Source organism: Bacillus smithii (assembly GCF_001050115.1).
Classification (GTDB): domain Bacteria; phylum Bacillota; class Bacilli; order Bacillales; family DSM-4216; genus Bacillus_O; species Bacillus_O smithii.
The window spans coordinates 1,034,445-1,048,535 of the sequence record NZ_CP012024.1; the positions used below are offsets into that span (position 1 = coordinate 1,034,445).

9 protein-coding genes and 4 pseudogenes are annotated in these 14,091 nt (G+C 37.4%); 6 read left to right on the plus strand and 7 right to left on the minus strand.

Translation table 11 applies throughout. The annotated features are described in order from the left end of the window. Positions 1 to 185: 185 nt before the first annotated feature. Both BSM4216_RS04955 and BSM4216_RS17210 read left to right on the plus strand, forming a co-directional pair. Positions 186 to 1,313: an ABC transporter ATP-binding protein gene (locus tag BSM4216_RS04955; protein WP_003354191.1), complete on the plus strand. Its 1,128-nt coding sequence runs from the start codon at positions 186 to 188 to the stop codon at positions 1,311 to 1,313. Beyond that, positions 1,310 to 2,884, plus strand: a complete 1,575-nt coding sequence (locus tag BSM4216_RS17210) for a glycine betaine ABC transporter substrate-binding protein (RefSeq protein ID WP_048622944.1) — start codon at positions 1,310 to 1,312, stop codon at positions 2,882 to 2,884. Before BSM4216_RS04955 ends, BSM4216_RS17210 begins: the two co-directional genes overlap by 4 nt. A gap of 119 nt (positions 2,885 to 3,003) precedes the next feature. On the opposite strand, the gene BSM4216_RS04965 is transcribed toward BSM4216_RS17210, so the two are convergent. The 4 genes and pseudogenes from BSM4216_RS04965 to BSM4216_RS17065 all read right to left on the minus strand — a co-directional run bounded on the left by BSM4216_RS04965 (position 3,004) and on the right by BSM4216_RS17065 (position 7,680). After that, positions 3,004 to 4,221, minus strand: a complete 1,218-nt coding sequence (locus BSM4216_RS04965; protein WP_048622945.1) for a cytochrome P450 — start codon at positions 4,219 to 4,221, stop codon at positions 3,004 to 3,006. A gap of 445 nt (positions 4,222 to 4,666) precedes the next feature. Further along, positions 4,667 to 5,922 (minus strand): annotated as a pseudogene (locus tag BSM4216_RS04970) (MFS transporter). Positions 5,923 to 6,352: 430 nt separating this feature from the next. Further along, on the minus strand, positions 6,353 to 7,024 hold the full coding sequence (locus BSM4216_RS17060) for a hypothetical protein (protein WP_244878042.1): 672 nt from the start codon (positions 7,022 to 7,024) through the stop codon (positions 6,353 to 6,355). Then, positions 7,015 to 7,680, minus strand: a complete 666-nt coding sequence (locus BSM4216_RS17065) for an alkaline phosphatase family protein (RefSeq protein WP_244878043.1) — start codon at positions 7,678 to 7,680, stop codon at positions 7,015 to 7,017. The genes BSM4216_RS17060 and BSM4216_RS17065 overlap by 10 nt, the downstream gene beginning before the upstream one ends. Positions 7,681 to 8,226: 546 nt before the next feature. Between BSM4216_RS17065 and BSM4216_RS04980 the strand changes: the two are divergent. The 4 genes and pseudogenes from BSM4216_RS04980 to BSM4216_RS17075 form a co-directional block, all read left to right on the plus strand. Continuing rightward, a pseudogene (locus BSM4216_RS04980) lies at positions 8,227 to 8,664 on the plus strand (class II aldolase/adducin family protein); the annotation flags it as partial. 336 nt (positions 8,665 to 9,000) lie between these two features. Next, positions 9,001 to 9,237 (plus strand): aldehyde dehydrogenase family protein, encoded by a 237-nt coding sequence (locus tag BSM4216_RS17215; RefSeq protein ID WP_174521021.1) that lies wholly within the window; start codon positions 9,001 to 9,003, stop codon positions 9,235 to 9,237. A 22-nt stretch (positions 9,238 to 9,259) separates the two neighbouring features. Beyond that, positions 9,260 to 10,153 (plus strand): annotated as a pseudogene (locus BSM4216_RS17070) (aldehyde dehydrogenase family protein). Further along, entirely contained in the window at positions 10,092 to 10,331 is a 240-nt protein-coding gene (locus BSM4216_RS17075) for an oxidoreductase (protein ID WP_244878044.1), read from the plus strand. Before BSM4216_RS17070 ends, BSM4216_RS17075 begins: the two are co-directional and overlap by 62 nt. A gap of 126 nt (positions 10,332 to 10,457) precedes the next feature. Here BSM4216_RS17075 and BSM4216_RS04995 read toward each other — a convergent pair whose 3' ends face one another. The 3 genes and pseudogenes from BSM4216_RS04995 to BSM4216_RS05005 all read right to left on the minus strand — a co-directional run bounded on the left by BSM4216_RS04995 (position 10,458) and on the right by BSM4216_RS05005 (position 13,981). After that, on the minus strand, positions 10,458 to 11,990 hold the full coding sequence (locus tag BSM4216_RS04995; protein ID WP_048622947.1) for a glycine betaine uptake BCCT transporter: 1,533 nt from the start codon (positions 11,988 to 11,990) through the stop codon (positions 10,458 to 10,460). Positions 11,991 to 12,605: 615 nt separating this feature from the next. Further along, a pseudogene (locus BSM4216_RS05000) lies at positions 12,606 to 13,136 on the minus strand (YfiT family bacillithiol transferase). A 380-nt stretch (positions 13,137 to 13,516) separates the two neighbouring features. Then, positions 13,517 to 13,981: a DinB family protein gene (locus BSM4216_RS05005; RefSeq protein ID WP_048622948.1), complete on the minus strand. Its 465-nt coding sequence runs from the start codon at positions 13,979 to 13,981 to the stop codon at positions 13,517 to 13,519. Positions 13,982 to 14,091 lie beyond the last annotated feature (110 nt).

A 14,091-nucleotide genomic window follows, 5' to 3' on the forward strand; every position in this document is an offset into this window, starting at 1 on the left:
TGTTGATTTGATCAAAAATTTGAAATAGGCGCTCTTTCGAAAAAGATTCATGACAATTTCATACATGCGGACCATACGAATGTCGAAAAATAATAGCAACTGGTTTTCGTGAATGGGGGAACAGCAAAAAATTTGTCGTTTAATCTACCTGTTAGAAGGGTATAGAAAAAGGGGAGGTGTTGTTGTTGATTGAATTTAAGAATGTGACAAAGAAGTATGAGGACGGTTTTGTCGCCATTAAAAACCTTAACTTGACCGTTCATGACCACGAATTGTTTGTGTTGATTGGTCCTAGCGGCAGCGGGAAAACGACGACGATGAAAATGATGAATCGTTTGATTGAGCCTACAAGCGGTGAGATTTTCATCAATGGCGAAAACATTGCAAAGAAAAATCCGGTGAAGCTGAGGAGAAATATTGGCTATGTCATTCAGCAAATCGGATTAATGCCGCATATGACCATTCGCGAAAATGTAGCTCTCGTTCCAAAGCTAAAAAAATGGGACGAAAAACGCTACATGAAAAAAGTGGATGAATTAATTGAAATGGTTGGTTTAGATCCTAAGGAAGTGGGGGACCGTTATCCGGATGAATTATCGGGCGGGCAGCAACAAAGAATTGGTGTAATACGGGCATTGGCTGCCGATCCTGAAGTGATTTTAATGGATGAACCGTTCAGCGCCCTCGATCCAATCAGTCGTGAACAATTGCAAGAGGAGCTGACCAGACTTCAGCAAGAATTAAAAAAAACGATTGTCTTTGTGACTCACGACATGGATGAAGCGATCAAAATCGGGGATCGCATCTGTCTCATGAAAGATGGAGAAATTGTTCAATTAGATCGGCCGGAGGTCATTTTACGCCACCCTGCCAATGAATTTGTCCGCCAATTTATTGGAGAGGAACGTTTGCAAGATGCCTCTAATATACCTGATTTAGAAGAATTGATGATTCCGCCCATTACAGCTTATCCGACAAGAGGATTAGCGGAAGCGTTAAAATATATGCGCAACAAACGGGTAGACCATTTGGTGATAGTCGATCGATACAATCAATATTACGGCGTCGTGAATATTTGGGATATGAGAAAAGCTTATAAAGATGAACAATTGCATCTTATTGATATCGTTCAGAAGGACTTTCCTACTTTGAAAACCAGCGATTCTCCAGAAAAAGCACTGCAAATGGTGAACGAATCCAAAACGGGATTTGTACCTGTTTTAGATGAAAAAAATAAAGTGAAAGGGATCATAAATCGCTCAAGCATTGTCAGTTATGTTGTCAGTCAATTGGCGATGAATAAAGGAGAGTGATTTGCATTAATAGTCTTTGGAAAGAAACAGCAGATGTATTTGTAAACAAATGGAATGACATTGGGAGACTGTTATTAGAGCACATGTATTTGTCGCTAGTGGCGATTGCGCTTGCCATTATCATTGCTGTCCCACTAGGGATCTATTTAACAAGGCATAAAAAGTTGGCCGATCCTATCATGGGCATCGCCTCGGCCATACAAACGATACCAAGTCTGGCTTTGTTAGTATTTTTAGTTCCCTTTATTGGAACCGGAAAGCCGCCCGCTATTGTAGCATTGACGATATACGGACTTCTTCCCATACTTCGCAATACGTATTTAGGAATATTAGGGGTAAATCGCAGTATCGTTGAAGCTGGTATAGGAATGGGAATGACCAGCAGACAAGTATTATGGATCGTTCAATTGCCTCTCGCCCTAAGTGTTATCATGGGAGGAATCCGTACAGCAGCCGTATTGGTCATTGGTGTAGCGACGATGGCAGGTTTAATTGGAGCTGGCGGATTAGGTGATTTCATTTTTAGAGGATTGCAAACATATAATTCCGCTCTTATTTTAGCCGGTGCTATTCCTTCAGCGATTATTGCGATTGTATTTGACCAAATATTAAAACGAGTTGAAAATCGAGCAAAACCTGGAATAAAAAGAAAAAAATGGTCGAAAGGCGCCAAAATTTCTCTTGTTTCCATTCTAGTCCTTGTGATTGCAGCCGTATCAGGGTTCGGAATTTATCAAGCAAAACAAAAAGAAAATACAATTGTGATTACGGGAAAAAATTTTACGGAACAAGAAATTTTGGTTCATATGTATGGAAAATTGATAGAAGATCGCACCAATTTGCATGTTCAATATAAGTCTTTTATTAGCGGAACGGTGCCGGTATTTGAAGGAATGCGAAAGGGCGATTATGATTTAGCTGTTGAATACACTGGAACTGGATTGATGAACATCCTAAAAGAAAAAATCCATACAACAGATCCAAATGAAGTCTATCATCATGTAAAACAACAGTATGAGAAAAAGTATCATTTAATCTGGTTAAAACCAATTGGATTTAATAATACGTATTCACTTACCATTCGCAATGAGGATGCGAAAAAATGGAATGTAAAAACCATTTCGGATCTTGCGAAAAAAGCACCCCAATTAACTCTTGCTTCCGATCCTGAATTTTTAGAACGAAAAGATGGATATCCTGGTTTACAAAAGAAATATGGAATTAAGTTTAAAAATACCATGTCCATGGATCCGGGAATTATGTATAGTGCTTTAAAAAATCATAAAGTAGATGTTATTGATGCTTTTACAACTGACGGACGCATACCAGCATTCCATTTATATGTGTTAAAAGATGATAAACATCAATTTCCTCCTTATAATGCAGCGCCCGTTATAAGAGAAGAAGTTCTTAAAAAGCATCCTGAATTGAAAAAAGTGATCAATTTGCTTGCCGGAAAGATCACAAATGAAAAAATGCAACAATTAAATGCAGAAGTAGATTTGAAAAAGAAAGATTATGATGACGTGGCTGAACAATTTTTAAAGGAGGAGGGGCTGATTCAAAAGTAATCCTCTTATGAGAAAAAATGTAGAGAGGAATGAAAATGGGGCCTATCATAAGTCGGTTAAACCGGCTTATGAGAGGGCCTTTTAAGTTGATTCACAACTGGATAAAAAATGCTATAAAATTAGAGACTAAATTGTATTGGGAAACTTTTCACGCCAAATACAAATGGACTTTGAATGGGCTCAAGTTCTGTATGTTTTGCTAGTTCTAGTTTAGAGAAAGTGGTTAATAATACAGAAAGAGCAACTTTTGCTTCCAGTCGAGCTAAAGGAGCGCCTAAACAAAAATGGATGCCATATCCAAAACCTAAATGTGGATTTGGGTGGCGTTCCAGCATAAAACGATCCGGTTGTTCAAACTTTTGCTCATCCCGATTAGCTGCCGCTACCCAGCTAATCACTTGAGATCCCTTGCGAATCGTATGGCCTCCAATTTCGACATCTGCCGTCGCAGTACGTCCAATTGCTTGGATTGGAGGATAGAATCGAAGAGTTTCTTCAATTAAGTTGGGAACCAAAGAAAAATTTTTTCGGACTGTTTCTTGAGTATTTGTATCTTCTACCATATATCGAACAGCATTCACAATGAGATTCGTTGTCGTTTCATTACCCGCGACTAATAATAAAATACAGAATTTGAGCAACTCTTCTTCCTTTAGTCTTTCTCCGTCCACTTCTGCTGCCAATAATAAAGAAATTAAATCATCTTTTGGGCTTCTTTGTCGCTCCTGTATGATTTCTTTAAAATAGTCATTCAGAAACTTGGCTCCTTCACGTCTTCTTTTCATCATCATATTAAAGGCCTCGTCCGAATCATCCTCGGCTCCAGACACAAGAATATCAGAATAGTTTTTAAAAAGTTCCCTGTCTTTTGCCGGGACTCCCAATATTTCCGCAATGATAATGACGGGAAGCGGAGCGGCAAAATCACGAATCATTTCCAATGTTTCTTTTTCCTTTGCTTGGTCCAACAGGGAGGTTGTAACGTCCTGAATTCGTTGAGAGAGCTCGTTGACAGCTTTGGGAGTAAACGTTTTATTAATAAGATTTCTCATTTTTGTATGTTTGGGCGGATCCATTATCAATATACTGTTTCTTTTGTCGCCGATCCCACGATTAGAGGAAAATAATGCAGGATTTTTTAAGATGAAATGAACATCTTCGTATCGAAATACATCCCAACATTCTCGAATGGGGTCATATCTTACCGGTGTTTTTTTTCGCAAAGTGTTATAAATAGTAAAAGGAAACAACTGATCTTGTACAGATTGAATCTCTTTCATAGGAATCAGATTTGCGTAACGTTTTGTTTCGTAGGAGGTTTTCTTTGCAGTGGCCATGATTTCATCTCTCTTTTAATTTTTATCGGGAATATTCGCCAGTAATGTTTTTCCTTTTTACCATAACATTCTAAAAAATTACTATCAACAGACATATTATGCAAAAAATGTCAATCAATCAAAATGCCTAAAAATTTGGTTTTGATCCATATCTCCTATTGGTCTTTCTACTTACCATGGTGGAGGTTGGTTCCATTTGCATAACGTTTATGGCGCTTTTTTGCGTTCCAACTAAAATCTATCAAGTTGAACCACTATAAATTTAGTTAGTCTATATGACAGCCAATAAAGGAAGGAAAAAGAGGATTTACTTGAAATGTAATATAGAAGTTGAGGGATTTTAAAAACGAAAGATATATAATGAAACTTTTATTCAGCGGTATGAAGGAATGAATATAATCTCATCTTAATAGTCGTAGTTTTACTTACGTGCTTCTTGGTTTCTTCAATTGGAAACATTGGTATCAGGAACGTGGGCAAGAATGATCATGCCAATGATGAAGAGAATAACAAGGCTAAACACACCTGCATTGGTGTTTCCTGTGAGCTGTGCTGTGAAACTGACTAATAATGGACCTAAAATAGAAGCAAACTTTCCGAAGATGTTATAAAATCCGAAAAATTCATTGGCGTTCTTTTTGGGAACAAGCTTCGCAAAATATGAGCGACTTAACGATTGAATGCCTCCTTGAGAGCTCGCAACAAGCATCGCTAATATCCAGAAGTCCAACGTTGTTTTTAAGAAGTAGGCATAGATGCAAACGATGATATAGACGAAAATGCCTGCATAAAGCATCTTTTTCTCTGTGAATTTTTCGGCCAATCTCCCGAACAGAATGGCAAACGGAGCAGCAACGACTTGGGTGACAAACAAAATCACTAACAGATCGGAAGAACGGATGCCTAAATCCGTTCCATACGCTGTGGACATCGTAATGACGGTACCGACACCGTCAATATAGAAAAAATACGCGAGTAAGAATAAAAACAGAGTGCGGTACTTTTTGATTTCTTTTAGTGTTTTCAGAAGCCGTTTAAAGCTCTCTGCAATGGGATTCGCTTCACGTTGAATATAAAAGGCTGCCGGACGTTTCGAAACATCGGTATGGTGAATAATCCCCACCAGATGGCGGTCATAAGGAAGGCTATTTTGCTTGCAGATGCGGTGGAAAGCGGAATTATTTTACTTTGAGCTAAAATAATGATCGCGATGCTTACGATAAACGGGATTGTGCTGCCGATATAGCCAAAGCTAAAGCCGCGAGCAGATACACGATTCATGCGTTTATCTGTGGTTACGTCGACAAGAAAAGCATCATAAAACACAGTGGCCCCGTTCGATCCGATGGCAGACAGGGTATAAATGATTAACAAGATAAGCCATTGATCACTTGGGATAAAAGCCAATAAAGCCGTAAAGGATACACCTAGGGCAAAAAAGAACGCAAAAAACCGTTTCTTCAATCCTTGATAATCGGCAATGGTCCCTAAAATAGGCCCTAACATGGCTATAATAAAGGTGAAAATGGAGATGGTGTAGCCTAAGTAAGCCGTAGAATCAGCAGCGCTGACGCCGGCATTTTGGGCAGCCGCTTTATAATATAAAGGAAAGACAGCTGTCGTAATGATAAGAGAATAAGCAGAGCTTGCCCAATCATAGAAAACCCAGCTGTTCTCTTCTGTTGTAAACTTTTTCATCATTTTGCCCCCCAAGTAAGCCCTACCTATCTCACATTTTACTTAAAAATTCGTTTGAAAAGACATAAGATTTAAAATTTAACATTCTTTACAAAAAAATAAATTTTTTAATTTGGGATTCTCCTGTGTTGCTGACAAAATGTAAAAAAACTCCAATGTAAATGTTATCAATGGAATATAATTCTAACCTTTGAGATGTGATTATTGCCTTAAAGTGTGGAGATGTCAATGTTGTTCCAGGAATATACAGTAAAAAAACAGATTTCTCTAAAACATACTTATTTTAATGGAGCTATCTACCTCCAGAATGAAAAAGAGAATGTGCCGAAAGTAGTTATGTTATGGCGGTAAGAAAAAGAAATACGGAACTCTTAAATTTTTTGAATGATATGATATTAAAATTTCGAGAAACAGGTAAGATTCAAAAAAATATCTAGGAAACCGAAACTTGTTTGTGTAACGAACCGTGTGCGGCTCCGCCAATATGGGTAGGAGATTTTTCGCTAATGAATTCGTGCCCCGGTTTTGCATCAACAATCAGATATCGTCCATTGTGGGAATGAAAAGAACTATAAAGGCGGGCAAGGGCATCCGGATAATTTCCGTATTGGATGTCATTTTCCTTTATCGCCAGATCCAAGATCGAAGCGTCCCCTTCCAACGTCCAAGACTGGTTATACGGATCCGTAAATTTGCCGTTAGGGCGGAATTGAAAGGTATCTTTCGCTTTTTCATTCGCCACATGAATCCAATCATTTTCTTTCCACGCAATAAAACCAATCCTTGAATCGTGTTTTAATTTAGAAGCAATCTCAGAAAAAGAAATGTTGTGATCCAATGTGTAGATAAAAGCCATCCGCTCATTCACAGCAAGGACAATTTGATCATTTTCCTTGATGGGTTCACCCAATTTAGAAATTCGGTAATTCTGTAATAAGGAGTTTAATGAAATGAGGGATTGGTTTTTGTCTTTTCCAATTGGGGATTGACCGCTGTCTCCCATGACAATCCACACTGCTTTTTTGAGCGCTTCGTCCCACGAGTCATAAGAATTTAAAATGTTTTGAAGCTGTTTATCGGCTTTTTCAATTCCCTTTATAGCCATTGGTCCATTTTATGAACAGTATGGTCATTGCTTGGCAAATAGGCAATTGTAAAAGCAGGAAGTTTCTTTTTTTGAATCAGGTATTTGACTTCTTGTGCGGAAAAGTGATCATTAAATCCAACATTTTGCCAGAAATGGTTATAACGGTTGTTCGGATCAAATTGTGAAAACCGTCCGAACGAAAACAAGATCGGTCCATTTGTCTTTAATTGTTTAGGCAATAAACGAAAGAAGGAAATAGGTTTTGGAACGTCAAGAGTTTGCTCATAATCGCCGCGGTATATAAGACCGTTAATCGAAGCAGAATGTTTTTTATTCTTTTCCAACTCTTCATGAATCGTTGTAACCAATTTGCTTAAATGTTGATTATTTAAATGATACAAAATGTCTTTTAAAACCTGTTTGGTACCAAGAGCAACAATTTCTTTTTTTCCGCTGCCATAATTGACAATCCGTTTTTCTTTTTCGTCATACCAGACGAGCCCGGGGATATTATGATGGTCCGGATACGTTCCGGTCAGCAATGTACTGTCGATCGTGACGGACATGGTGGGATAGGAACTAACCACATTTGGGTAATACTGTCCATTCCGTATAAGAAATTCAAGTGCCGGAACCCGTTTTTCTTTCATCGCTCTCTGTAAAGGTTCATCCATCAAAGAGTCAATCATTAAGAAAATGACAGGTCTTTTAGGCTGTGTAACCTGGTTTTCAACTTTTGTAAAATTGGAGTTAGAGGAGTTGTTTGAAAACAAGAAAAATAATAGGAGAATCAATCCAGTTACCGATAGTATTAAAGTGATTATTTTCAAAGTGACTCAACCCTTTTTATAGTTATCTGTTTCGTTTAATTCAAGTTATAGTATGGCAAATGACAACCTAACTATTCGTTTACGGGACAATCAACGTTTGGATACACTTCCTAATTTTGTTTTAAGGAAAAAGGCAGCTGTCAAAAAAAGCTGCATAGTAAAAAAACCTTTTGAGTAAATTATTTTTTACCTATTCCTTTTTCTTATGGGATGTATATATCGCTTTATGTATAAATATAAGAAAGGAGTTTTTCAAAACAGTCATGGTGCAAATGATAAAGGATATTGTGGAAGAAATAAGAAAAATGATCGTGGCATTAGTTGAATTTGATTATGAAGAGGCTTTAGAAGAAATGAACAAAAATTAATGGTTTTTAACATCATAAAAACCACGATGATAAAAGCTTTTGGATGACAGTGGAATTAATAAAGCTGATATGCGGATGATTGGGTGGGATATTTTGTTTATAAAGGGATTTAATCCCGAGAAAACCACGATGGAAATTAGTGTGCCGCCTAATATTTTCTCCCAAAAGGGCTTCGGTTGATGCGATTGAGCATTGGATGATCTATAAAGAGCATCCAAGTGTAGGTGCCATCGTTCACATACATGCTTGGATGGATAGAGTACAGGCATCCGAAATTAATTACCCCTGTGGTACCATTCAATTAGCTGAAACGGTAGCCGATTTAGTAAGGAAGGCAGATGATCCATCTAGAGCTATCATCGGGCTAAAAAATCATGGTCTTACGATTACAGGTCATAATTTGGATGACATTTTTGATCGAATTGAAGGACGAGTTGTTTCACAAGTTCCAATGTCGTAGATGACTATCATATTAAGGCTCCATAAGAAGTGTCTTCTGATGTTTAATGATATTCATTTCTATTTCTTTTACTTATAACAATGGGAGGGTTTCAATAGATAAAAATAAAACATTTCCAAGAAAGCCTCTGAGGTATAAGGCTTCTTCCTTTGATAATAAGAAAAGCTGGTGTATAATGAGTGTCACCTAAGTTAGGAATATTGTGATTTTAACCAATATTCCTACTAGCACAAACTCAACATAGAAACACACCGAAAGGAAGATAGGACATGTATGAACAATGGAATAAACAATTTATAAATGGTCAATGGAGAGAGGGAAAAGGTAAAACCGTTTATGCAGATAAAAATCCATATAACTGAAGAAACCCTAGTTGAGATTCGATTGGCTAGTGTTGAGGATATTGATGAAGCTTATCGTTCGGCTCAAAAAGCGCAACAAGAATGGAAACAGGTCAATGCTTACCAAAAGGTAGCCATCATGAAGAAAGCGATAGAATTGGTGAAAGAACGAAGAGAAGAATTGGTGAAAATTTTAGTGGAAGAAAACGACCCATACAAAAGCGAATATTGAAATTGATGCAGCAATCGGCATTATGAAAGAAGCCGCAACATTTCCTCTTCGTATGCAGGGAAAAATCATGCCCTCTGTGATTCCGGGAAAAGAAAATCGAATTTATCTCGACCCTGCAGGAGTGGTAGGGATTATTAGTCCTTTTAACTTTCCGTTTCATTTAACCATGCGCTCTCTTGCTCCAGCCTTGGCAGCAGGGAATGGCGTTGTGCTAAAGCTGGATTTGCAAACGATGATTTCTGGCGGATTGTTTATAGGCAAATTTTTTGAGGATGCAGGAATTCCGAAAGGGTTGCTCAATATCGCTGTTTGTAGTTCTTCAGAAATTAAAGATGCTTTTGTCGAACATCCTATCCCTCAGATTATTTCGTTTACAGGTTCCACACGTGTGGGACGCCATATTGGGGAACTTTGCGGAAGACATCTTAAACGTGTGGCATTGGAACTGGGCTGAAATGACGCCATGATTGTACTGAAAGATGCGGATGTTGAAAGAGCTGCTAGTTCTGCGGCATTTGGCAAATTTCTAAACAGTGGACAAATATGTATGGCCTTGAATCGGATCATTGTCGAACGCCCGGTATATGATGCATTTATAAAAGCTTTTGTGGATAAAGCCTCTCAAATTAAATATGGAGACCCAAGAAAGAAAGATGTAGTGGTAGGTCCACTTATTAACCATAAACAAGTAGAGGTGATCCAAAATTTAATTGACCAAAGCATTGAACAAGGGGCACGATACGCTTTACGAGGAAAAGTTGAGGGGAATGTCATTGCTCCTACGATCCTTTCAGATGTGGCATGGACCCCTGCATTTTCTGATGGAGAAGGAAAAGAAAATGGTGGTCCTACCCTTGCTGGCATTAGCAAAGAAATATGGCCAATTGCCTGTAATGGCCAATGGGAATCTTCATGATCCTGAAAAAACAAATGAAATGATCGAAAAAGGAGAAGCGGATGTCGTTACCATTGGTCGTGATGCCCTTGCAAATAGTGATTGGGTGAACAAAGTGAAAAACGGTGAAACGTTGAAAGAATTTGTACCAGAAAAATTTTTACACCCAAATGCCAAAATAAAGGATTTTGAAACCTAATATGATCATTGGCAGGAAAATAGTATAAAAGAATCAAAAAGGAAACTGGGGTAGGAAACCCAGCTTCCTTATTATCTGAATTGACCAAGGTTCCTTAAACAGATAGGAACGATAATCGGAAAAAATTTAAGAGGTTTTTTGTTTTGGTGTTTCAACCGAATTTTGATACTGTTTTTTTTCTTTTATTGTAGAATATTCCTGACGAAAAGATTTGACTAGTCCATAACACATAAACAGAAGAATAATCGCTAGCGGTAAAGCACTCACAATAATGGCGGCCTGCATACCAACTAGACCCCCTGTCCATAGTAAAATTGCAGAAACTGCAGCTAAAATGATTCCCCAAGTAAATGTAACGAGGAAAGGAGGGTTTAAACTTCCATTCGTCGTTTGCATTCCAAGAACAAATGTAGCGGAATCAGCGGATGTAACAAAAAAGATCATAATTAGAATGACTGAAAGGACGGAAAGAAGTCCTCCAAAAGGCATTTGTTGTAATACAAAAAATAAAGAAGTTTCTAAACTTTGTTTTGCAACATCTAATCCTTTTATAAAATCATAGTAAATGCCAGTTCCACCCATTACTCCAAACCATAGTGAACAAACCAAACTTGGGACGATTAATACGCCAATAATAAATTCACGAACCGTACGTCCTTTGGATACACGAGCAATAAAAGTTCCAACGAATGGCGTCCATGAAATCCACCAAGCCCAGTAAAAAATTGTCCAGTCTTTTACCCATTGATTGTGTTGTGAATTAAATGGTGCAAAACGCAATCCCATGCTTGGCAGATTTTGAAGATATGCACCGAAAGTTGTGGTGAATAACTCTATTAAATATTGTGACGGGCCTATGAATAGGATAGATAGAAACAAGATAACTGCCAAGATCATATTTATGTTGCTTAAATATTTAATTCCCTTTGAAACTCCTGTCGCTGCAGAGGTTATAAAAAGGAAAGTTGTGATCATAATAATAATCAATTGAACTTTAAAGTTAATAGGTAATCCAAGTAAATAGTGCAATCCACTATTGATTTGTGCTGCCCCTAACCCTAAAGATGCAGCAACACCAAATACAGTAGCAAATACTGACACAATATCCACTATATATCCAATTGGACCGTTGACTTTATTGCCAAGTAGAGGATATAAAGTTGCACTCATTAAACCGGGAGAATTTTTTCGGAATTTATAATAAGCCAAGGCAAGCGCTACGACTGCATAGATGGCCCATGCATGAAAACCCCAGTGCAGATACGTATATTGTAAGCCTATTTTTGCAGATTCAGCTGTTTGAGATTTTCCAAATGGAGGATTTGCATAATGTGAGATGGGCTCTGACACTCCATAAAATAAAAGTCCAATTCCCATTCCAGCACCAAATAACATAGCAAACCATGAGGGAGTACTAAATTCAGGTTTTTCGTCTTGTTTTCCAAGTTTAATATTTCCAAAACGACTAAAAGCTAGGAGTAAAGAAAAAATTAAAAAGAAAGTAGCCGTATATTCATAGAACCAGCCAAAACGGTCAAGTAAATAACTTTGTACTGTTGTCATCACACGTATTAAATTGTCTGGAGTGACGACTCCCCAAAGGACAAAAAAAACTCCAATGATCAGCGAAATCCAAAAAATGTTTGTTGTTTTCTTCACGATCTTCCCCCTTTAAAAAATTCAAAATGAAATAAGACAAATTAAAATTTATTGTTTATTTTTAACATCACCCCTTTATTATTGTAAACATACTTTCTATCATAATTCAAATCTACTTGGCTGTTTAACAATATACTAAACGGCAAATAAGAGAATTCGTTCGACTGAATATATATATCACCACGCTTCTTGACAGGGACTTCTATGGCCATGATTTTGTGGAAAAAGAGAAAATTACATCATTTTGCAGGAAAGCGGCTGTCATGACCACCACTCCGTATCAAGTTATAGTTATAGAGATGTAGGATGTAATGGCCAAAACTGTACATTTTTCGTTTGCCATAAACTTATCAAACACACGTAAGTCATGAGGAAGAAAAACTGTATAGTTTATTTCTCTTTTATTCGTATTTGCCCATGAAAATTAAAGCGTCTGAAACACTATCAAGTTATGTACATGGCCAATCCATCTTGTTGATAGGAACCAATCACTTTAATTTTATAAAGGAAAAAATCAACCAAAGAGAAAAAGAACCCTATTTTCAACAGGGTTCTAGGAAGATAAAGTATGATGAATAATTTTTTCAAGAATAAGGGATAAAAGCATACTAATATTCATTTTTTCCAATCCATTCTATCCAGTAAAGAAGTTATATGAGCCAGATGATGTTTCGAATGCCAAGCATATAATGCAAGGGCTTGGTTTAAATCCGTTTTTCCATTTTCTGGATGTATAAAACAACGTGAGAAATCTTTTTCATCCATCGAGAGAAGCAAATCAACCCAGCGGCTATGTACGGCTTTCAGCAAGGTGATGGAAACAGTAGGATCTGTTTACAAACTGTCAGGAAGTTCTGCCCACTTTTTTTCGTTAAAAGGCTTAATCGTTGGTTGATCTTCTGTTAAAGCGAATTTAAACCGAGTATATGCGTTTATATTGGAGTCTGCTAGATGATGGATGACTTGCCGCACTGTCCAACCGCCGTCCCGATAAGGAGTATTTAATTGCTCAGGATTTAAATCTTTGACAGTTTGGTTCAAGACGTTTGGAAATTCTTTTAATTCTTGAATAAAATGCTTTCTTATTTCTTGATCGAAATGTTGCGGCAATTCAAATCGTCCGATCGGATATCGTAAATTTTCCATTTTGGATCCTCCATTTCTTAATTTTTTAAAATATAAAAAATAATATCATAAACAAAAAAATAACCCACCATCATTTCTATTAAATAGTCATGATCAAAAGAGATAAAATGATAATCAAATGAATCTCTGCTTTCCCGAATTGGATGAAATAAACGGATCTATCCCGCTATTAGGAGCAGAAGATAAAAGCATGCTTGGAAATGATTCGAAAGTCAACAGGGTTCTAGGCAAAGATATGGTGACGGAAATCCGAACCGAAATTGGGCTAATCCGTATTATTGCAGAGTGAATCACGTGGCAAATAACTTGTCACTATAATAATGAGGGGCTGACTCTACATCGAAAAAGGAGATGTTTAGTCAGCCCTTTTTTCAACTGTTTTAACCTCGTTTCACAAAAAGAGGAAGTTCGGTATGTCCCATTTCACGTACGTACACGAAAAGCTGCCCTTTATGATGAATTTCATGATCCATCGCTGTTTGAAGAAATTGATGGGCAGGGATTTTCATGCCAAAACTTTCCGTAAGGTCAAGGATGCGGTCTAATTCTTCATCTGTAAGCGATTTTAATAAGCTTTTAGTTTTTTCTGTATAGATTTCTGCCATTTTGCGCAAGTCTGATTCGGTTTCCTCGATTTTTTCTTTGAGCACTGCTGGATTGCCGCTCTTTGCGACTTTTGCAAGTTTATAAAATGTCACAAGTATATGTGTAACGAGGTCTTTTGCTGACATGGAGGTCGGCGTTGGTTTATAGTCATAATGTTCCTTTTCGATTTTGTTCACTAGTTCCGCTGTAACGCTGCGATGGGCCAAAAAATATTGAACAAGCTGGCTTGTGCGGTTCACAGTTTAACTCCTCCTTGAGAGAAAGCATATTGCTTCCATGAAAAAGTTTTTTGCAAAAAAATTAGTTTGAAACACATGTAAGCATATTTAAAACACTATTCAACTTTTTT

Bases quoted from the DNA above. Each gene is read 5' to 3' on its own strand.
- BSM4216_RS17065 (WP_244878043.1), bottom strand. From the start codon at position 7,680: ATGGATGAACCTTTACAGAGAGCGATGAAAGAAAAACGGGTTCCGGCA.
- BSM4216_RS17215 (WP_174521021.1), top strand. From the start codon at position 9,001: ATGCAGATAAAAATCCATATAACTGAAGAAACCCTAGTTGAGATTCGA.
- BSM4216_RS04965 (WP_048622945.1), bottom strand. From the start codon at position 4,221: ATGGCCACTGCAAAGAAAACCTCCTACGAAACAAAACGTTACGCAAAT.
- BSM4216_RS17060 (WP_244878042.1), bottom strand. From the start codon at position 7,024: ATGGCTATAAAGGGAATTGAAAAAGCCGATAAACAGCTTCAAAACATT.